Origin of the sequence: Faecalicatena contorta, assembly GCF_001404335.1 — a bacterium.
In the GTDB taxonomy this organism is placed as follows: domain Bacteria; phylum Bacillota; class Clostridia; order Lachnospirales; family Lachnospiraceae; genus Faecalicatena; species Faecalicatena contortus_B.
Map to the genome: position 1 here is coordinate 1 of NZ_CYZU01000043.1, position 21,822 is coordinate 21,822.

Consider the following 21,822-nt stretch of genomic DNA (forward strand, 5'->3'; position numbering starts at 1 on the left):
AAATATGACCACTATGTTTGTGCATTATGGCAAAGAAAAAGAAGCTCTGTTACGAGCTTCCTAAAGAATGAACGCTAAATCGACTGTGAATAGTAACTAACGGCTTAGAGAATTATAGGAAAATATTTGACGACCCTATTCTGGCAAAGGGAATCAAAAACACACTTATTTTTGCTTTTGTGACGGTTACCGTACAGAGCCTGATCTCTCTGCCCGTATCGGTATTTCTGAATTCAAAAATCAAAGGGAGCAATATCTACCGCGCCATTTACTTTGCGCCGGCAGTTTTGAGCACTTTGGTTGTTGGTTATCTGTGGAAATATCTGATGTCCTCCAGCGACTACGGTTTTATCAACCAGGTACTTACCGGAATGGGATTTGAGAAGGTGAATTTTCTGGGCAATGCGCAAATTGCACTGTTCGCTATTATTACGATTTCTGTGTGGCAGTGGTTTGGCTGGTCCATGGTGATTTATCTGGGCAGTTTACAAAGCATTAGTGAAGAGCTGTATGAGGCCGCCTCGGTGGATGGGGCGAACGGATTGCAGAAGTTCTGGCACATTACAATTCCGGGACTGGCGCCGGCCATTAAGATCAATTTTGTAACGAGTACTATATCGGGCCTGAAGATATTTGACCTGATTCTGGCAACTACAAACGGGGGACCGGCACATCAGACGGAGACGATTCTGTCCCTGATGTTCTCCAAGTTTTCGGATGGAAATTATGGGTATGCATCGGCCTTTGGAATGGTATTTTTGTTAGTCAGCATGCTGGTTGCGGCAGTGATGCTGGGAGTATTTAAGAAATGGGAGGATCGGCTGGGATAATGAAGAAGAAAAAGATTTATATCAACGTTTTGAAGCATTTAGTTTTAATCGCGCTGGCGGTTGTTGTCCTGATTCCGGTCTATTATCTGATTGTGACTACTTTCAAATCAGGGGCCGAGGCTGCCCTGAATCCGATGGGACTTCCGTCCTCTATAGATTTTAGCGGTTACATAAAGGCATTTCAGGATATGCAGTATCCACGGGCATTTAAAAATACGCTGATCATCACGGCATGTTCGGTTGTGGGAATTATATTTACCAGCTCCATGTGCGGATATGTACTGAACAGAAAAGGAAAATATAGAATCACACAGTTCGTATTCCTGCTGATCTTATCAGGCATGATGTTTCCCTATCAGATGTCAATCATGGGACTTTACAAGCTGATCCGCGGGATGGGGCTTATGAACTCGCTGCTGGCTGTTATTTTAATCGATATTGCAATTAATATTCCATTTGCCACATTTTTGATGAAAAACTTCATCTCCACCGTCCCGATTGAGCTGGAGGAGGCTGCCAAGATCGACGGCGCGGGAGTATTCCGGACATTTTCAACGATCACATTTCCGCTGCTTAAGCCGGTGATTGCTACCGTGGCGATTTTGAATACATTGAATGTATGGAATGATTTTATGGGGCCGCTGTACTTCTTACAGACAAGGGAAAACGATGTCATCCTGCAGGAGGTTTACCGGAACATCGGCCAGTTTTCCACGGACTGGACCAGCCTGTTCCCGATGATGGTGCTGGGCGTACTGCCTCTTCTGGTCTTTTATCTCTTCATGCAGAGATTCATCATTAGCGGTGTAATGGCCGGGTCAGTCAAGGGATAGGAAGGAGTGTCTGCAGGATGAAATGGAAAACCAGCTGGGGGTATGAGCCCATTGACTATGGAAAAACGATCGGGCGGATAGAAGAAACGGCTTGCAGGATGTATGCAAAAAATAATCTCTCAGGAAATCGCGTAAGAGTCAGATTTTCAAATCGTTATGGAAATACGCCGCTTCATTTTCAGGCGGTCAGGATTTCAGACGGACGGAGAGAGCAGGCGGTTACGTATCAGGGGAGAGCAGAGATAACCATTCATGCGGGTGAAGAATTTTATAGTGATGCTGTGAACCTGCCTGTTCAGGCCGGAAATGAGATTATGGTTGATATCTTTGTTGGTGAAGTGCTCGAAATCGGCTCTGTCTGTACTACATTTTCGGCAGGGGGATGGTCTGCGTGGTACAGGAGGCGCCAACCGGAAGGGGAAAGCAGCGCCGGGAGGGAACTGGAAGAGATATTTCCATTTGTGAAGGAAGAAGCAATAAAACCTCAAATCATATTCGGTTTCACGGAAATCCAGGTATTGACTGACAGCAATGTGCGGGAAATTCTTCTCTTCGGCGACTCCCTTACTCATATGTCATTTTATTCGGATGCACTGGCGGAACGGCTCTATAGAAAGTATCCGGGAAAGGTATCGGTTATCAACGGAGGAATATGCGGGAACCGGGTCTTGCGCGACGCAATGGAGGTGGAACGTTTTGCGGGAAATGGCAGAGAAATGGGACGATCCGGCATCGGACGGGCAGAAGGCCAATACAGAGGATGTACGGATATTGCGGTCATACTCGAAGGGATAAATGACATACTGCAGCCATATGGTGAGAATCGGCTGGAGGAGGCTGTGACCTCCGGCGAATTGATTCAGGGCCTGTCACAGTTGATCTTCCTGCTGAAAAAAACAGCAAGGCAGGTTTACATAGGGACGCTGCCTCCGTTCCAGAGCAGAGATGCAGCATGGCCGTACCAATGTGAGAATATCCGGCAGGAATGTAATCAATGGATTCGGGAGCAGAGGTTAGCGAACGGGTTTGTGGATTTTGACAGAGCGGTTGCAGACCGTGTAAATCCATGCCGTATGGCGGAAGGGCTGCATCTGGGAGACGGCGTGCATCCCAATACAGAAGGTGGGATTTTGATGGCTGAGGAAGTCATGCATAAGTGTTTTGGTGAAAGGGGAAACGTATGAAAATAAAAACGGATCACAGAAAATGGAATCAGGCATTTGTGACAAAGGAAAATGAAGGAGGCTATCTGACATTTTTAGGACATAAAGACGATCAAGCGGGAATGAACTGGATCGAAGGCGGCAGGCTGTGGGGGGAGGTAATATGCCCGGATGGCATACAAGCCGAGGTGTCCAGGGAATTTACGGAGGCCGGGAACTTAAAGGAAACCTACCGGTTTCAGAATGTCTCCGAATTTCCCGTTTTTCTGCAAAAGACGGATACCGGGATCTGCACTACCTTTAATGACAGCTACGAAGAGGCGGAGAAGTGCCTTGCTTATAAATGCCATACGCACCTGTTCTGTGGAAATCATGCGGCCTATGTTATGGCGCTTCGAATGTCCGGGGAGGGAGCAAACCTGGGGTTAAAGCTCCTGCAGGGGAATATTGGGTCATACAGTATCGAACGGGATCTGAATCAGAGGAGTGACGACAGGGGGGACTTTATTCTCCACCCTGTAATCGGCTGTATCGAACCGGGGGAGGAGGCGGTGGTTCAATGGGAACTTTTCTGGTTTGACACGAGGGAGAGGTTTTACAGTGAGCTACTGGAGGTGCCGCATTTCCCCGTAGTATTTTTAGAGCGGAGTACGTATTTTACCGGTGAGACTATGTGTTTTAAAGCCGCGGTAAAGGGGGAGGCTGATCCAGGGGCAATCAAAATTATGCTGGGAGCCAGGGAAATTCCTTTTGCTATAAAGAAAGAGAAGGAGGTTCTCTGGATATCGGCGGAATATCCGGCAGAACAAGAAGGGGAATACCGGTTTCGAATAAACATGTATGGCAAAGAAACCTTTGCGTTATTGTATTGCGCTGCCGGACTTGAGGATATGGTGGACAGGAGGTGCAAATTCCTGGCTGAGAAACAGCAGTTTCACGGCAGCAGTACTTCTCTGGACGGGGCATATCTGATTTATGACAGGGAGGAAGACTGCCGCTATTACGATCATACTGCGGATGACCATAACGGGGGGAGGGAACGCCTGGCTATGGGGGCTTTGATGGCCTTATGGCTGCAGCGCCGCCGGGACGGGGATCTGGAAAACAGTCTGAAGGATTATGTAACATATGTCTACAGAGAGTTGTACCGCAGAGGTGAGGGGATTGTATACAACGATATTTCCTATAATCTGGATTGGCACAGGATGTATAACTATCCCTGGATGGCGGTTTTTCAGCTTGAGCTGTTCCGGCTTTGGAAGAAACAGGAGTATCTGGAGGATGCTTATCAGGTTATGAAGCGGTATTATGAACAGCGGGGAACCGAATTTTATGCAATCGGAATCCCGGTTTATGAACTCCGGGAAGAGCTGCTGAAAGCAGGTTTGTCCGGGGAGGCGGAAGTAATGGCACATTATGCCAAGGTGCATGCGGATCATATTTGCAATAACGGAGTGTACTATCCGGCATCGGAGGTTTCTTATGAACAGAGTATCGTTGCCCCGGCGGTGTCATGCCTTCTTCAGGGATACCAGATAACCGGGAAGGAAGAGTATTTAAGAGAAGCAGAAAGGCAATTACGCATATTATCATTGTTTAACGGAAGACAGCCGGATTACCATCTTTTCGAAAACGCGATCCGGCACTGGGACGGGTATTGGTTTGGGAAAAACAGGATGTATGGGGATACATTTCCGCATTACTGGAGCGCGCTGACAGGGGTGGAGTATGCCAGATACGGAGCGGTTACCGGGAACCACTGCATGGATGCGCAGGCTTCGGCATCGCTGCGGGGATGCCTGAACCTGTTCTTTGCAGACGGCTGTGCATCCTGTGCCATGGTCTTTCCGGAAAGGGTGAATGGGAGAAAAGGGCATTACTATGATCCCTGGGCGAATGATCAGGACTGGGCATTGTATTATGCGTTGAAGTATCGGGAGATTACGGAGGGGGGACGCTTAAAAACCAAGAAGCCTGCCCTATACCAGGAGAATGGGGGAAAATAGCTCCAGAGTATACTTTCTGCGGGCAGCGCTTTCAGCCAAAAAAAGAAGTATAATTAATAATATAAGCCATTGTTAGTTTTTGGCTGACAATGGCTTTAGCTCTGGCAAGAAATTATATTTTATGATGAATGAACGCTTTAAATTTCCCCATACGTCTCCTTCGCTATCTGCGTATACTTGGCAACAAAATCCGACTTCGAGTCCGTATAACTATCCCTGTCATGTTCAAACTCCTTCCAGAGCCTCAGCTTCAGCCGCTCATATTCATGAGCAATATCCGGATTTTCAATCAGATAATCCCTGAAATACAATTCGTCATGATCCCCAATATATCTCAAATGCAGATGAAATACCCTTTCAGCAAATCCATTTTCCGTGTAACCTTTATTAAAAGAAATTCTGCGGTTTCCCCGGGACATGCATAGATAACCATTGTCTTCTAATATGGAATTTATAAGCTCCATATCAGAATCATCCGGCACTTCTATCAAAATATCCACAATAGGCTTGGCCCAAATCGTACAAACAGAGGTACTTCCAATATGGCTGATCCGCATTGTCTCACGATGCGGCAGAATCCCCATAAGAAGGCTTGTCTCCTCCTCGTACCATTCCTTCCATACTGCCTGATGAGGTTCTAAAAAAATAGGGAACAATTCCCATAAATCTTCCAAACTCATCTCCGAAAGCGTACTGCTCATTAATAAACCTCCTAAATAAAATAACAGAATATCACGTTGCTTTAACAAAAATAAATGCCAATTTATTATAGCATAAAGGACAATTATCATAAACAACCTAAAATAAAGTACATCGTAAATATAACAAAAATAAAAGTAGTATTTTTGTGCAATATGTTAGTTTTCAGTATAATTTTACAAAATTATTGACAATATTAAATGAATAATATATATTAAATGTATCATACATTTGAGACAAATAAACAGGAGGTTAGTTATGGGGAAAGGTAAGGTATCGAACGTAAGCGGAAATGGCACGCTTCTTAAAAATTTAAAGGCAATGGGAATTTTGTGGGCGTTAATTTTAATTTGTATCATTGCAGCTATTATTTCCCCAAATTTTCTGAGACCGGCGAATATGGTCAATGTGGTGCGCTCGGTTTCTTTGAACGGAATTATTGCAATGGGGATGACATTTGTCGTACTGACCGGAGGCGTTGATCTGTCTGTGGGTTCCACTGTGGGCGTGGTGGCTGTATCTGCCGCGATTATGATGCAGAAAGGGATTCATCCGGTTGTTACCATAGCAGCAAGCCTTCTGATCGGAATAGTTCTGGGACTGATCAACGGGATCGGCGTTACTGTAGGAAAACTGGCCCCGTTCATTATGACGCTGGGTACCATGACGGCTCTGCGCGGTGTTGCAAGGTATATCGCGAATGGCTCTCCGCAGAACTGGAGGGATTCCGGTATAGATTTTTCCTTTCTGGGACAGGGCAGCATCCTGGGGATTCCGGTGCCGGTGTACATATTTCTAGCGGTATTTGTGGTAGCATTTTATGTGTTAAAGTATACGGAATTTGGACGGAGCGTTTACGCGTTGGGGGACAGCCGCGAGGCGGCAAGGCTGTGTGGGATCAACACGAAGAAGGTAGAGACGCTGTGCTTTGTAATCACTGGTTTTCTTTCTGCGTTATCCGCTATTATCTTTATCTCAAGGCTTGGCATCGGACAGCCGGAAGCGGGCGAGGGTTATGAACTGGATGCCCTGGCTATGGTTTACATTGGCGGTGCAAGTACGGCTGGAGGCAGCGGAAGTGTAGTGGGCACACTGATTGGCGCGTGTCTGATCTCTGTAATCAACAATATCCTGAACCTGATGGGCATTTCTCCATTTATTCAAAAGGTAATCCAGGGTGTCATTATTATTCTTGCGGTCTTGCTGGAGCGAAGGACCAAGAAGAACAGATAAGTAACGGCAGTTTAAATATAGAACAGCAGTATAGGACTAAAGAGTTTGTTTAGACAGAAACAGCGGCTCTTTAGATAGAGGGAGCAGTGCGGATAAAGGCTAACAGCACATAAGTGCTTTAGTACATATCAAATTCAAGAATTATAAGAGGAGGAACGGTGAATGAAAAAGAAGATTTTCAGTGTAATGTTATGTATGGCAATGGCAGCGACCATGGCGGCGGGGTGCAGCAATGGAGCCTCCAAAGAGACGAAGGCTACGAACGGGGAGGCAAAGACAGAAGATACGGATAAAGCTTCCGACAGCGGTGATAAGAAGTATGTGATCGGTGTATCGCAGGGAACAATGAACCACCCATTCCGTGTGGCCATGGTAGATGAAAATGTAAAATATGCGGAGGAAAATTATCCGGAATTTGAATGTATTACAACGGACGGACAGAACGATTCCGCAACGCAGGTGCAGGATGTGGAAGACCTTCTGGCCCGCGGCATCGATCTGCTGCTGATTTCTCCGCTCACCTCAGATGCGCTGACGCCTGTTTGTGAGAAGGCAATGGAGCAGGGCATCCCGGTTGTTACGCTGGACAGAAATGTGGAATGTGACGTTACCTGTTTTATCGGAGCAGAGAACAAGCCGATGGGCGTGGCTTCTGCAGATAAGCTGGCTGAGGCTCTGGACAAGAAGGGAAAGATCGTGGAAATTCAGGGTACGGCAGGCGCATCTGCGACAATTGACCGTCACGATGGCTTTGCAGAGCAGCTGGAGAAGGAATATCCAGACATGGAAGTAATTGCAACCCAATACTGTGACTACCTCCGTGAAGATGCAATGGCATTTATGGATGATACTCTTCAGAGATTCGGACCTGGTGAGATCGACGCCATCTACTGCCACAATGATGAGATGGCACTGGGCGCGCTGGAATCGCTGCGTGCGGCAGGCCGGGAGGATGAAGGCATCCTGCTCGTCGGAATGGATGGTACGGAGGTTGCATTTTCAGAGATTGAGGATGGCAATATGTTCTTCACTGTTGTATATCCATACTGTGCACCGGAAGGAATGCAGGCTGCATATGAGATTCTGGAGGGCGACGGAGTGGAAACCCGCTGGGAACTGGATACAACAATTGTGGATAAGGATAATGTAAAAGACTGGATAGGTAAAGGACTGTAAACAGGCACAGGAGGTGGCAGGGATGCTCAAAATGAACCATATTTCTAAAAGCTTTCCGGGAGTGAAGGCGCTGGATGATATATCAATTTCTGTTGAAAAGGGTGAGATCCATGCGCTGGTCGGCGAGAACGGAGCCGGAAAGTCTACCCTGATGAAGATTTTATCGGGGGCTTATTCTCTCGACAGCGGGGAGATTCTGCTGGACGGGGAAAAGATTGAGAATACATCGCCTGCGAAGATGATTGAGAGGGGAATTGCGGTTATTTATCAGGAGCTGATGCTGCTGCCTCACCGTACTGTAGCCGAGAATATTTTTCTGGGCAGGTACCCTAAAACAGGCTTAGGAAAGATCGATTATAAGAAAATGGAGCGGGATGCGAAGGCGGTCCTGGATGAATTGAAGCTGGAGCTGGATGCCCGGGCGGTGGTGGAAGATCTGAGCGTTGCAAAGAGACAGATGGTAGAGATTGCCAAGGCGATGTCCCGCAATGCCAAGATTGTCGTGTTGGATGAGCCGACCGCGGTTTTGGGCGACAGTGAGCTGGAGGGATTGTTTGATATTGTGAAGCGGCTGGCGTCGGAGGGGGTCACATTTATCTATATATCACATCGGCTGAAGGAGATTTTTGAACTCTGCACGAGCCTGACGATTATGAAAGACGGGAAAATGGTAGAAAGCGGACCTGTGGAGCAATATACGACAGAGATCCTGGTCAGCAGGATGGTCGGCCGGGATGTGAAGGATATTTATCCAAAAAGAACGCGGAATATCGGCGAGGTGGTGCTTTCGGTCAAAGGACTGACCCGGAAAGGGGTTATAGAGAATATTAATTTTGACCTGCATAAGGGAGAGATTCTGGGGATTGCAGGCCTGGCAGGAGCCGGGCGCTCGGAGATTCTGAGGGCAGTCATCGGGGCGGATCCCATAGATGAGGGTACCGTGGAGCTGGAAGGCAGGCCGGTGAAGTTTAAAAATGTGAAAGAAGGCATTCTGGCCGGGCTGGGAATTGTTCCTGAGGAGCGCAAGGCGGAAGGGCTGATGCTGCAGCAGAATATGATTTTTAATATGACCGTGCCTGCGCTGAGAAAGTATAAGAACCGCTTCGGCAGGCTGACGCCGGCAAAGGAGGCGGAAGTCACCAGAAAGTATATTGAGACGTTCCACATCCGGCCCGGTTCCGCTCATACAATTACCAATTTTATGAGCGGCGGCAACCAGCAGAAGGTGGTATTGTCCAAATGGATTGCCGCGGACTGCAAGATTCTGCTGGTTGACGAGCCGACCAGAGGTGTGGATGTGGGGGCGAAGGAAGAGATATATGAGATACTAAACCAGCTGATTGAAAATGGGCTTTCGATTCTTATGGTTTCGTCGGAACTGCCGGAGCTGCTGGGCACATGCGACCGGATTATGGTGATGAACGAAGGACGGCAGACAGGACTGTTTGATATTGATGAATGTTCGGAAGAGACACTGATGACATTTGCAACAAATTAAGGGCAAGGTGGCAGTATGTTTGATTTATGTGCAATCGGGGATGCCCTGATTGATTTTATCCCGGCGCCTCAGTATACTTCCGAGGCGCCAGTTTACCAATGTGAGGTGGGGGGGACGGTGGCGAATCTGCTGACGGCCGGAAGTAAACTGGGACTGAATACGATGTTTGTGGGGAAGATCGGCGAGGACTGTATGGGCCGTCTGATCCGGGAAAAGATGGCGGGCTATGGGGTCAGTATGGACGGATGTGTTATGGATCCGATGCATTTTACGACCCAGGCATTTGTGACGCTGGATAAAGACGGGGAGAGAAGCTTCAGTTTCTCCCGGCGGTTCGGTGCGGATATCTGGCTCCGGGAAGAGGAACTGCCGATAGAAAAGGCTGTGGCATCTTCCATGGCTGCTTTTTCGGGAATGTGTATGACGGATGAGCCTGTGCGTTCTGCAACCTGGCGGTTTTTGCGCGCGGTGTACGACAAGAAGATACCTATCGTATTGGATGTAAATTACAGATACAATCTCTGGAAAAGTGAAGAAGACATGATACGGATTATGCGGGAGACGCTGCCCTATGTAACGCTTTATAAATCCTCGGAGGAGGAGGCCTGTCTGCTGGCAGGCGCCGAAAGCTGGGACAGGGCCGCGGAGATGCTCTCGGGATATGGATGCAGAATCGTTATTATAACGCTGGGGGAGAAAGGGGCTTATTACTATATGGATGGCAGGTCCGGCCTGATTGAATCTTATCCGATAGAGGCCGTGGACACGACAGGGGCAGGAGACTGTTTCTTTGCCGGACTGCTCTATCAAATTAAGATAAAAGGCGGCATTGACAAGATCGTTCCGGAAGATTTTCCGCAGATCCTAAGCTTTGCGAATGCCGCCGGTGCTTTGGCTGCGACAAAGCGGGGCGGTACAAAAGGTTCACCCTCACTGCAGGAAGTTACAAGCTTTCTGGCTAAGCAGAAATAAGCTGGGTGGCAGGTAATCCTGCTCGTGTTTGGATTCATTTACAGAATGGGCTTTGGTTTAAAATCTGTATTCAGATAAGTAAGAGTAATATTAAAATGAAATTAACTCTAAATAAGAGTTGATAATAAATCATAAAAAGACAATAGGAGGAGACAAAATGAAACCTGATAAAAAGGCGTGTGACATGACAACCAGAGAGCTGGCCGCATACATTGATTATTCGGTCTTAAAGCCGGAATTCACTGAGGAAGAGATCATTGAGCTGACAAAGGATGGAGTAAAACTGGGATGTGCAACAATCTGCATTAATCCAGGATATATGGAACTGTGTGAACCATACGTAAAAGGGACAGACACCATGCTCTGCCCGGTAACAGATTTTCCATTTGGAACAAGCTCCACAGAATCCCGTGTACAGCAGATCGAAAATGTAGCAAAATACGATACTGTAAAAGAAGTGGATATCGTAGCAAACTTCGGATGGATTAAAGCAGGATTATACGATAAAGTTACCGAAGACTTGAAAAAGTGCGCAGAGGCGGCACACAAATACGGAAGAGAAATCAAGGTTATCCTGGAAACAGATGCCTTAAATGAGGAGCAGGTAAGACGGGGGTGCCACTGCTGTATGGATGCGGGGGCAGACTTCGTAAAAACCAGTACCGGTTTTCTCACCGGTTTTGAAGCCCATGGAGCTACACCGGAAATTATCAAAGTGATTATGGAAGAAGTGAACGGAAAGGCAAAAGTAAAAGGAAGCGGATGCATACGGACGAGAGAACACTTTCTTCAGCTGATCGATATGGGAATTGACAGAATGGGTGTGGGGTATAAGTCGGTACCTGTTGTATTGGGAGAAGAGGTTTAAAGGGGTCTGACCCTTTTGGACTCCATAGTCAGAAAATAGCAAAAAGATGCGGGAATTTTCCGGCATCTTTTTGCGTTATATAAAGAGAAAATACAAAGTGGTTTAGGAAACCCCTTAATTAGTGGGCGTATAATAGAATTTGCAAATTTGCCGGCAAAATAAAGATTCAGAATTGATGGAAAACGGAAGGCAAAGGGGTCAGACCCCTTTACTGTCTTGTCACCTGTAAACTTATGTGCTATAATGATGAGAATTTACCGCAGAAGTTTTTCTGCAAAGGAATACATAAGCCCCAAGGGGCGGGAGAGGTGTGAAAAAGATGACAATAGCCGATGAGATTAACAAGTTGAAGAAGGAAAAGAATGCTGTGATTCTGGCTCACTATTATGTGAATCCGGAGGTGCAGGACATTGCGGACTACATAGGGGATTCTTTTTATTTAAGCAAGGTTGCAGTAGAGCTTACGGAGCAGACGATTGTGTTCTGCGGGGTTTCTTTTATGGGAGAAAGCGCCAAGGTGCTGAATCCTGGGAAGACGGTGTTGATGCCGGATGCTTCGGCGGACTGTGCAATGGCGCATATGGCGGATACTGACACGATTAGGAAAATACGGGAGCAATACGAGGATTTGGCTGTGGTGTGTTATATTAATTCCACTGCAGAACTCAAAGAGCATTCGGATGTCTGTGTGACGTCGGCAAATGCGGTTAAAATAGTGAAGGCCCTGCCCAATAAAAATATCTTTTTTATCCCGGACAGAAATCTGGCCCATTTTGTGGCTGAGCAGGTTCCGGAAAAGAATTTTGTTTACAACGAGGGCTACTGTCCGGTTCATGAAAAAATGAGTGTTGCGGAGATCAGAAAAGCGAAGAAGATGTATCCGGAGGCGGAGGTTCTATCCCATCCGGAGTGTCCCAAGGCAGTGCTGGAGCTTTCTGACTACATAGGCAGCACCACCGGGATCATCGACTATGCGGGCAAAAGCAACAGCAGAGAATTTATTATCTGCACAGAAAATGGTGTCCGTCACAAGCTGGAGAATGATTATCCGGAAAAAAAGTTTTATTTTACGGAGACCGAGCCTGTATGTGAGGATATGAAGACGATTACACTGGGAAAAATACTGCATGTACTGAAGACCGGAGAAAATGAGGTCCGGGTATCGGATGAACGGAGAGAGAATTCCAGAAAACCACTGGAAAGGATGCTGGAGTTGGCGAAATAGGAAAGGCTGTGGGGCTGTTATGGAAATGAAAACAGAAGTCGTAATTGTTGGTACTGGTGTGGCAGGATTATTCTGTGCGTTGAATCTGCCGCGGGATAAGCAGATCCTGATGCTCACCAAATCGGATGTGGAGAGCAGTGATTCTTTCCTGGCCCAGGGCGGTATCTGCGTTCTCCGGGACGAGGATGATTACGACAGTTATTTTGAAGATACAATGAAGGCAGGGCATTACGAGAACCGCAGGGAGTCCGTGGATATTATGATACGGAGCTCCCGGGAAATCATAGAAGACCTGGTTAGATATGGAGTGGAGTTTGAGCGAAGCAAAGACGGTTTCGCCTATACGCGGGAGGGCGCGCATTCCACTCCCAGAATCCTGTATCATGCGGACATTACCGGACAAGAGATTACGGGTAAGCTTCTTGCCCAGGTTAAGAAGCTTAAGAATGTCACTATTTTGGAATATACAACCATGACCGATATTATAGAAGAAAACGGAATATGCACCGGGGTTCTGGCAGAGTCGGAGGCAGACGGCAAGATAGAGATCCGCGCGGATTTTACGGTCCTGGCAAGCGGGGGAATCGGGGGAAATTATAAACATTCCACTAATTATCCTCATTTAACAGGGGATGCCATAGAAATCTCGAAAAAACACGGCATCCGTCTGGAACATCTGGACTATGTGCAGATTCATCCCACCACGCTGTATTCACGGAAACCGGGCAGAAGATTTTTGATTTCCGAGTCAGTAAGAGGAGAGGGGGCCGTCCTTTACAATAAAAAAGGGGAGCGTTTTGTAAATGAACTCCTTCCACGCGATGTTGTGACAAAAGCGATTCACGAACAGATGGAAAAGGATGGAACAGATTATGTATGGCTTTCGATGGAACATATTGATAAAGAAACCATCATGAGCCATTTCCCAAATATCTGCCGGCACTGTCTGGAAGAAGGCTATGATGTAACCAGGGAATACATTCCGGTGGTTCCTGCCCAGCACTATTTCATGGGCGGTATCTGGGTGGATTCCGACAGCCAGACATCCATGGACAGCCTGTTTGCCGTGGGAGAAACTAGCTGCAACGGCGTCCACGGCGCCAATCGTCTGGCCAGCAATTCCCTGTTGGAGAGCCTGGTATTCGCAAAGCGGGCGGCTGGAAAGGTCAAAGAACTGTATGGGACAGAAACCCAAAAGGAAGAAACGGCGTGAACAGCGGGAAAATGGCACAGACCTGCCTTAAATGGAACGTTTGTGGTGGACCGGATTAAAAAATCAGTAAATAGAAGGGAGAACAGGACAAATGAATGATATTACAATGACATTACAGGCTGACCACCTGATTTTAGAGGCGCTAAAGGAGGACATTTCCAGTGAGGATGTTACCACCAATGCAGTGATGAAAGAAGACGTGAAAGGTGAGGTAGAGCTGATCTGTAAAGAAGACGGAATCATCGCCGGACTCCATGTATTTAAACGGGTATTCGAGCTGCTGGACAGTCAGGTTATGGCAGAGTTTTACTGCAAAGACGGCGATCAGGTCATGAAAGGCCAGCTCATGGGAAAAGTAACAGGGGATATCCGGGTGCTCTTATCAGGCGAGCGGGTGGCGCTGAATTATCTGCAGAGAATGAGTGGAATTGCAACCTATACGCATTCCGTAGCGGCACTCCTGGAAGGAACGAAGACAAAATTACTGGATACAAGAAAGACCACGCCTAATATGCGGATTTTTGAAAAATACGCTGTGCGGGTCGGCGGTGGATATAATCACAGATATAATCTGTCAGACGGTGTTTTACTAAAAGATAATCACATCGGCGCAGCGGGCAGCGTGGCGAAGGCCGTGCAGATGGCGAAGGACTATGCACCATTTGTGAGGAAGATCGAGGTTGAGGTTGAGAACCTGGATATGGTAAAAGAAGCGGTTGAGGCCGGTGCAGACATCATTATGCTGGACAATATGACGACAGAGGAGATGCAGGAAGCTATCCGCATCATAGACCACAGGGCCGAAACAGAGTGTTCCGGAAATGTGACAAAGGAGAACATCGACAGAATTACCGCGCTCGGCGTAGACTATGTTTCCAGCGGGGCGCTGACACATTCCGCGCCGATCCTGGATATATCGATGAAGAATCTTCATGCAGTATAAATCCGGACAGACAGAAAGGCAGGTGAAAGCATCTCATGATGACAGGTTCTGAACGCAGAAATGCTATAGTGAGCCATATAAAAAACAGTGCCATACCGGTATCCGGCAAGACACTGGCACAGGAATATGAAGTGAGCCGTCAGGTTATCGTGCAGGATATCGCCCTGATCCGCGCAGCCGGACACGATATCATTTCCACAAACAGGGGATATATTCTGAATGCGCCGAAGTCCGCCGGCCGGGTGTTTAAAGTGAACCATACGGACGATGACCTGGAAAATGAGCTGTGTTCCATCGTAGATCTGGGCGGCCGGGTCGTCAATGTTATGATTAATCATCGGGTATACGGGCACATGGAGGCGGAACTTAACATCAATTCCAGAAGAAAAGTCATGGAGTTTATGGAAGACATCAGGAGCGGAAAATCCAGTCCGCTCAAGAATATAACATCGAACTATCACTATCATAAAGTGGAGGCGGATAATGAAGAGACCCTGGACATGATAGAAGATATGCTCCGAAGAAAAGGATACCTGATCGAGCCTTAGATGGAGTTTCCTAATATCATAAAAAAGCCGGGGCTGTGAGCTCCGGCGGAGAAAGGTATGAAAAAGAAAATTTATCTGAAAAAGCATCTCTGCTTTGTATGATTATAATTTAAACAAAAAATGTGACAAAATTGTGATATCAGCATTAATAGTTTGTAAAAGAATCATTTAAACTTTATGAAGGGATCTTTAGAATTTATAAAGTCATACCCTTGACATTCGCAAATTGCTGTGATACGCTTTTTAACAGACCAAACAGAAATGAAAAACGCAGTGACGGAGAGAGTAGTCCGCAGGACATTCCACAGAGAATTCCCACAGTTCCTCAACATAGGAACGAACGCTGAGAGGGATGAATGAAGGGCAGATGAAGATGGCTTCTGAGCGGCGCACCGAACAGAGAACAGACGTGAGGCAGTCTGAGGAATTCTTAAGTATTTAAGTATGCCGCCGGAGGTTCTGTGCAAGGCTGCGATGGGTTCGCCCTTTACAGCGAAGGAGTGCTGGCTGGCACTTACTGAGGCTCTGTCCGTGAGGTCAGGGTGAATTGGAAGTGGTAACACGGATAGGATCCGTCTTCTTAATATTAATTAAGAGGGCGGTTTTTTGTGTTATAAGAGTACCAGTCTAAAGCGTTTTGGTACAGGTCAACAGTGAAATCGGGGCGTCCCTTCCACGGACAGGGCGGCGTTCTTAAAGGAGAGAGAATCATGTCAGAAAAACAAAAGTATTACATTACAACAGCGATTGCCTATACATCCGGCAAACCGCATATTGGGAACACCTATGAAATCGTCCTTGCAGATGCGATTGCAAGGTACAAAAGAAGCCAGGGGTATGATGTGTTCTTCCAGACAGGTACAGATGAACACGGTCAGAAAATCGAGCTGAAGGCAGACGAGGCTGGGATCACCCCTAAGGAATTCGTGGACAATGTGGCAGGTGATATCAGAAGAATCTGGGATCTGATGGATACATCCTATGACAAATTTATCCGCACTACTGACGAAGAACACGAAAAACAGGTGCAGAAGATTTTCAAAAAGCTGTACGACCAGGGTGATATTTATAAAGGGCATTACGAGGGCATGTACTGCACTCCGTGCGAGTCCTTCTTTACAGAGTCCCAGCTTGTGGATGGAAAATGCCCAGACTGCGGGCGCGAGGTTCAGCCTGCACAGGAGGAGGCGTATTTCTTTAAAATGAGCAAATACGCGGACCGTCTGATCGAGCATATTAATACACATCCGGAGTTTATCCAGCCAGTGTCCCGTAAAAACGAAATGATGAACAATTTCCTTCTGCCCGGCCTGCAGGATCTGTGCGTATCCAGGACATCATTTAAATGGGGAATTCCTGTGGAATTCGATCCCAAGCATGTGGTATATGTATGGCTGGATGCGCTCACGAACTATATCACAGGTATTGGGTATGACTGCGACGGAAACAATACAGAACAATTTAAAAAAGACTGGCCGGCAGATCTTCACCTGATCGGTAAGGATATTATCCGTTTTCATACGATATATTGGCCGATATTCCTGATGGCGCTGGATCTTCCGCTGCCGAAGCAGATTTTCGGGCATCCGTGGCTGCTGCAGGGCGACGGTAAGATGAGCAAATCCAAGGGAAATGTGCTGTATGCGGATGAATTGGTTGATTTCTTCGGCGTGGACGCCGTGCGTTATTTTGTACTCCACGAAATGCCTTTCGAGAACGACGGCATCATCTCCTGGGAACTGATGGTAGAACGTCTGAATTCGGACCTCGCAAACACCCTGGGCAACCTGGTAAACCGAACCGTGTCCATGACCAATAAATACTTTGGGGGAACGGTATGCGATAAAGGCGCTGCGGAGGATGTGGATGCAGACCTGAGAGCGGTCATGGAGGGGACGCCAAAGGCAGTGGAATCTAAGATGGAGGGACTGCGCGTAGCAGATGCCATTACGGAAATCTTCAACTTATTCAAACGCTGCAACAAATACATTGACGAGACCATGCCCTGGGTTCTTGCAAAAGACGAGGCCAAAAAAGACAGGCTGGAAACCGTACTGTGGAACCTGATTCAGGGAATATCCGCAGGAGCCGTACTTCTGGAATCCTTCATGCCGTCCACCAGCAAGAAGATTCTGGAACAATTGAACGGGGGCCATGTCACAGATAAACCGGAAATTTTGTTTCAGAGGCTTGATCTGGAAGAGGTACTGAAAAAAGTAGAAGAACTCCATCCGCCTGTGGCAGAGACCGGGGCAAAAGATGCGGAAGAAACCGTCATTGACATAGAGGCAAAACCAGAAATTACATTCGAAGATTTCGGAAAAATGCAGTTCCAGGTCGGAGAAATTATTGCCTGTGAAGAAGTAAAAAAATCCAAAAAACTGCTCTGTTCCCAGGTAAAAGTCGGAAGCCAGGTAAAACAGATCGTATCGGGAATCAAGGCATACTACAAACCGGAAGAGATGGTAGGCAAGAAAGTCATGGTGCTTGTCAACCTGAAACCAGCAAAGCTGGCCGGAGTACTGTCAGAGGGAATGCTGCTCTGCGCAGAAGACGCAGATGGCTGCCTCGCACTGATGACACCAGAGAAAGACATGCCGGCCGGTGCCGAAATCTGCTAAAAGGGGTCTGACCCTTTTGCGGAGGGGTCTGACCCCTCTGCAAAGGGGACAGACCCCTTTGAACTATCGAAACCCTTCTTCTCTCTTTACAATATATAGAGGCCGCTTTTTTGTTTCCATGTAATCTTTTGAGATATACTGCCCCAATACGGATATAAAAAGCAGCTGTATCCCGTTCAATCCCAAGATGAGCAGCACCACAAGCAGGATTCCGCTGGCTGCATAGCCTAAGATAAACGTCCGTACAGCCACGGCAATTCCGAGCAGCAGGGCGGCAGCCAGCAGGAGGCTGCCGGTTGTTCCGGCAAGCGTAATCGGGGCGGTTGAGAAGGAGAATATTCCGTCCAGGGCATACCTGAACAGGCTTCTAAAGCTCCATTTGCTGTTTCCCGCGGCACGTTCCACGTTGCGGAATGGAATCCATTTGGTATCAAAACCGATAAATGAAAAGATTCCTTTCATATATCGGTTATATTCCTTGAATTCCAGGATGGAGTCGGCCATCGCACGGTTCATCATGCGGTAATCCCCGGCCCCGTCACTCATGTTCATATCACAGATTTTGTTAACGATTTTATAGAATCTGCGGGAAAGAAAGCTTCTGACCCGCCCTTCTCCCTCACGGTCTTCCCGGAATCCGGCACAGCAGTCATAGCCCTCATTTTTCAGTACCCTGTACATTTCCCTGAGAAGCGAGGGCGGGTGCTGGAGATCCGCATCCATAAATACGCAGTAATCGCCGGAAGCATGCTGCAGACCGGCATACATAGCGGCCTCCTTGCCAAAATTCCGGGAGAACGACAGGTATTTGCAGCGTTTATCCCGATAAACCAGGCTTTGCAGTATTTCGGGTGTGTGGTCCCTGCTTCCGTCATCAATAAAAATGAATTCACACTCTGCAGTCTCTATGCCGCGGACTGCCTTGTCTGTTTCCTGATAGAACATGGAAAGCACCTGTTCTTCATTATAGCAGGGAACGATAATGCTGATTTTATCCATGGTTCATTTCCTCCTTTTGGAAAATCTTATACTTACACAGCACATAATTCGATAATACAGTGATTACGTTTACTATGATCTTAGAAGGCAGAGGCGGTATGCCCAAGGCGCCTGCTGTCAGACAGAGCAGGGCATTTTCCACCAGAAGCGTCAGGAACCTTAAACAAACAAAGGAAGAGAATTCCTGCAGGATCTGTTTCTGCGAGTGGAACACCAGTCTGCGGTTCAACAGATACGCCGTGATAACAGCTCCTCCCCAGGCCAATGTATTAGCTGCAAGGTACCCCACAGATATTTTTAAAAGCGCATAGTAAATTAAATAATTTACAAATGTTGTTACACCGCCGCTTAAGCAATAGAGTACAAGTTCCTTTTTGGTTTTCAGCATCCCGAGAAGCGCAAGCCTAGGAGCCCGGAGTGCATAAAGAAGATAAATCAAAAAGCTGCCAGTCGTAATAATAAATCCGGCCAGCTGTCCCGGCGCATGGAACCGGACGCTGATTTCATGAACTCCTCTTGTCAGATGAACACCTGCAAATGCTTGGTTCAAAGTAAGGATAGGAACATTTTTCCCGTCAACCAGGATTTCCATACCCCTTTGTACAGGAATGGAGGTTACAAAAAAGCCGTCCTCATCAAGAGATGCCCTGCAGGATAATATTTCACCGGATCGTGGCGCCTGTTCTTCAACCTCCGTATACTGTTTTTCCGCGAGGTTTTGTACGTCATAGGTATGCCAGTTTATATGCTTTATCAGATATTTTCCTTTGGAAAATGTAATAGTAAGCGTGTGAAGTCCCTCTTGAGAAGGACTGGTAAACTGGTAATGGAAAGTATTGTTTCCGTTGGGGTAAGGGGCGCCCGGACCGGACAGCTTATTTCTCATATGGTTTATATCAATGACAACCGCGTGCTGTCCCTGATTCTCAACTTCAAAATCCAGCAGCAGAATCTGTTCTTTCAAAGACTGGCTTAGTTTGAGCGCAGCTGTTGTTTCTTTCTTTACATTCAGAAGCCACCCCTCGTCCGTTTTTTCAGCCTGAATTGTGTCCGGCAGCTGAAGATCTTCAAAGGAAGGCTCATAAATCTTCATATTAGATTCCGCTGCGTCAGCAGGCTGATCGGCAGTATCGTTCCCAGGAACAATGGTATATCGGGTTATGGCATCAAGTCGGTCGTATTTGTTCAGTTTTTCATACTGTGACTGGCTCATGAGAGAACTGGTCGTATAAGCAACAGGCAGCACATTCTCATTTTCAGCCAGAACAGGAAGGCTTTTGCCGGCCGTGTTTTTTTCAGTGCCTGCAGCTTTCACGATTTGATATCCGGCAGGCACTTGATCCTGAAAGGTCTCAAGATAACGCACCCCGAGGAAATTCAGTAAAAACGGATTGGAAGAGGGCAGGATCGCCAGCCTGTTATTAATCTGAACGGGGGACAGCAGCGTATCATAATAAAAGTCAGAGTATCCCTCATTAGAAATAGAGGAGTACATGGCACTTTTCTGCTGCCTGCCGTTTACCGCAAGATTGCCGGTATTGAGTACGTCAGTCAGTGTGTCGTATCTGTAGAGAGGAGATCCGCCATACACCGGGCTGCTGTCCAGCACAGAGTTGTCTGTGAATACATCTTCTTTCTTTACAAACTGTTCCTTCTGCATGGTCTGGTAAAACAGCATACAAGGCATGAAGCATAGCAGAACCCGGCTGGTCACATACCTGTACTTCAGTAGGGGTTCTTTCACCTTTATTTTGCTGACCAGTACAACAAGTAGGAGGATTCCAAGGTCAGCAGCTATCCATGGAAATGTATTCTTTGAACGGAAAAAGAACAAGCATGAAGCGGCAATCAAACAGGGCCAAAGCTTCCAGGTAATTTTTTCCATGCGCAGTTCATTTAAAAGTTTCGCGCATTGCAGTACAACGAGCGGTACAAATGGAATCAGAATCTTTGCACGGGCATACAGTGTCCCGTTCAATATCCATGCAGCGGCTCCGCAGAAGGAAACAAAGAGCAGCATAATACTCTCAGTCCGGTACTTTTTATGGCAGAGCCCCAAAAGCAGCAGGTAAAGGCATATTGCGGTCAGCCCCATTCCGTAAGGACTGTACAGGAGTCCGTGCATATCGGCATTTGCCCCAAGTATCTCCATTAGATTCAGATTCTCAGAAGCGCGTTTGTGTTCCAGAATGACCAATGCAGTCGGTATAAGCAGAAGAGCCGCCATACCGATGGAAAGAAAGGCTGATTTTAAATATCGAAGCAATCCATGTTTCCAGAATTCCGTTCCCTCCTCACGCATCCAGTACCAGCCAATGACCGCGAGGCAGGATATGGAGTAATAAAAACTGTTAAGGTAAATCAGCAGCATGCATAGCGGAAGAAACTGAAAACGTTTTTTCTTAATGCACAAAAGTGCCAGCATCAAAAAGGGCATATAATTTACAAACATGATCTGCCGATGGGTCTGAAAAAAACATGCGGCAGTCAGGAAAAACAGGCTGCCAAGAAAGGCAGACCCCTTATCCTGCGTGTGTTTTAGCAGCCAGCAATAGCAGAGCATAACGGAACAGAAATATCCTGCCAGCATATAGCCGATCAGAAAATATACCATAGGAACAAAAGGAAACAGACATCCGATCAGAATGTCCGGCCTCAGGTATCCATAGTAAGAAAACTGATATCCATTACTCCCGCCCCCTAGCGGCAGAAAAGCCGGCACCAATGTACCCTGTTCCAGGCAGGCGCCGCGGATTGTCTCAGCAAGCCGGACATGCTGGCTCAGCCAGTCTGTATAAGATCCATAGAAATATCCCCCCGGAATGGTCAGAATCACCAGCATTATGAAGAGCCCGGCCAGCAGTGCGGGGAAGAAATACTTTTTGTTTGTCATACTCTCTCCTTTTTATGAGCGGTTACAGAATATTGTTTACATTAGTGGATTATACAACCCGTTTCTTAAAGAATTCCCAAACTGAATCTGAAGAATTCTTAA

At 47.0% G+C, this 21,822-nt stretch carries 17 protein-coding genes; 14 read left to right on the forward strand and 3 right to left on the reverse strand.

What is annotated here, in order from left to right:
- Positions 1 to 179: 179 nt before the first annotated feature.
- The 4 genes from ARB69_RS18210 to ARB69_RS18225 are packed head-to-tail and all read left to right on the forward strand — an operon-like array spanning position 180 to position 4,832.
- On the forward strand, positions 180 to 830 hold the full coding sequence (locus tag ARB69_RS18210; RefSeq protein WP_055154608.1) for a carbohydrate ABC transporter permease: 651 nt from the start codon (positions 180 to 182) through the stop codon (positions 828 to 830).
- Positions 830 to 1,663: a carbohydrate ABC transporter permease gene (locus ARB69_RS18215; RefSeq protein ID WP_082202777.1), complete on the forward strand. Its 834-nt coding sequence runs from the start codon at positions 830 to 832 to the stop codon at positions 1,661 to 1,663. The genes ARB69_RS18210 and ARB69_RS18215 overlap by 1 nt, the downstream gene beginning before the upstream one ends.
- A gap of 17 nt (positions 1,664 to 1,680) precedes the next feature.
- Positions 1,681 to 2,847 (forward strand): GDSL-type esterase/lipase family protein, encoded by a 1,167-nt coding sequence (locus ARB69_RS18220; protein WP_055154609.1) that lies wholly within the window; start codon positions 1,681 to 1,683, stop codon positions 2,845 to 2,847.
- Entirely contained in the window at positions 2,844 to 4,832 is a 1,989-nt protein-coding gene (locus ARB69_RS18225) for a hypothetical protein (RefSeq protein WP_055154610.1), read from the forward strand. Before ARB69_RS18220 ends, ARB69_RS18225 begins: the two co-directional genes overlap by 4 nt.
- A 137-nt stretch (positions 4,833 to 4,969) precedes the next feature.
- Here ARB69_RS18225 and ARB69_RS18230 read toward each other — a convergent pair whose 3' ends face one another.
- Positions 4,970 to 5,533 (reverse strand): GrpB family protein, encoded by a 564-nt coding sequence (locus ARB69_RS18230; protein WP_050639361.1) that lies wholly within the window; start codon positions 5,531 to 5,533, stop codon positions 4,970 to 4,972.
- A 256-nt stretch (positions 5,534 to 5,789) separates the two neighbouring features.
- Here ARB69_RS18230 and ARB69_RS18235 point away from each other — a divergent pair, with 256 nt between their 5' ends.
- The 10 genes from ARB69_RS18235 to metG all read left to right on the forward strand — a co-directional run bounded on the left by ARB69_RS18235 (position 5,790) and on the right by metG (position 17,828).
- Positions 5,790 to 6,764: an ABC transporter permease gene (locus tag ARB69_RS18235; protein ID WP_050639362.1), complete on the forward strand. Its 975-nt coding sequence runs from the start codon at positions 5,790 to 5,792 to the stop codon at positions 6,762 to 6,764.
- Between the two features lie 162 nt (positions 6,765 to 6,926).
- Positions 6,927 to 7,940 carry a substrate-binding domain-containing protein gene (locus ARB69_RS18240; protein WP_242843800.1) on the forward strand — a complete coding sequence of 338 codons (1,014 nt, stop codon included), beginning with the start codon at positions 6,927 to 6,929 and terminating at the stop codon, positions 7,938 to 7,940.
- Between the two features lie 22 nt (positions 7,941 to 7,962).
- The gene (locus ARB69_RS18245; RefSeq protein ID WP_050639363.1) at positions 7,963 to 9,438 is read left to right on the forward strand and encodes a sugar ABC transporter ATP-binding protein; all 1,476 of its coding nucleotides are present in this window, start codon (positions 7,963 to 7,965) and stop codon (positions 9,436 to 9,438) included.
- 15 nt (positions 9,439 to 9,453) lie between these two features.
- On the forward strand, positions 9,454 to 10,410 hold the full coding sequence (locus tag ARB69_RS18250) for a carbohydrate kinase family protein (RefSeq protein WP_055154611.1): 957 nt from the start codon (positions 9,454 to 9,456) through the stop codon (positions 10,408 to 10,410).
- Positions 10,411 to 10,567: 157 nt separating this feature from the next.
- On the forward strand, positions 10,568 to 11,278 hold the full coding sequence (gene deoC / locus ARB69_RS18255) for a deoxyribose-phosphate aldolase (RefSeq protein ID WP_050639365.1): 711 nt from the start codon (positions 10,568 to 10,570) through the stop codon (positions 11,276 to 11,278).
- Positions 11,279 to 11,597: 319 nt separating this feature from the next.
- Positions 11,598 to 12,503, forward strand: coding sequence for a quinolinate synthase NadA (nadA, locus tag ARB69_RS18260; protein WP_055154612.1), 906 nt, complete (start codon positions 11,598 to 11,600; stop codon positions 12,501 to 12,503).
- A 19-nt stretch (positions 12,504 to 12,522) separates the two neighbouring features.
- Entirely contained in the window at positions 12,523 to 13,716 is a 1,194-nt protein-coding gene (locus ARB69_RS18265; protein WP_050639367.1) for an L-aspartate oxidase, read from the forward strand.
- 91 nt (positions 13,717 to 13,807) lie between these two features.
- Positions 13,808 to 14,659, forward strand: a complete 852-nt coding sequence (gene nadC / locus ARB69_RS18270) for a carboxylating nicotinate-nucleotide diphosphorylase (protein WP_055154613.1) — start codon at positions 13,808 to 13,810, stop codon at positions 14,657 to 14,659.
- A 38-nt stretch (positions 14,660 to 14,697) separates the two neighbouring features.
- Positions 14,698 to 15,207, forward strand: a complete 510-nt coding sequence (locus tag ARB69_RS18275; RefSeq protein WP_055154640.1) for a transcription repressor NadR — start codon at positions 14,698 to 14,700, stop codon at positions 15,205 to 15,207.
- Positions 15,208 to 15,917: 710 nt separating this feature from the next.
- Positions 15,918 to 17,828, forward strand: coding sequence for a methionine--tRNA ligase (gene metG / locus ARB69_RS18280; RefSeq protein WP_055154614.1), 1,911 nt, complete (start codon positions 15,918 to 15,920; stop codon positions 17,826 to 17,828).
- 63 nt (positions 17,829 to 17,891) lie between these two features.
- Here metG and ARB69_RS18285 read toward each other — a convergent pair whose 3' ends face one another.
- Entirely contained in the window at positions 17,892 to 18,827 is a 936-nt protein-coding gene (locus ARB69_RS18285) for a glycosyltransferase family 2 protein (protein ID WP_050639370.1), read from the reverse strand.
- The gene (locus tag ARB69_RS18290; protein ID WP_055154615.1) at positions 18,820 to 21,720 is read right to left on the reverse strand and encodes a YfhO family protein; all 2,901 of its coding nucleotides are present in this window, start codon (positions 21,718 to 21,720) and stop codon (positions 18,820 to 18,822) included. The genes ARB69_RS18285 and ARB69_RS18290 overlap by 8 nt, the downstream gene beginning before the upstream one ends.
- Positions 21,721 to 21,822 lie beyond the last annotated feature (102 nt).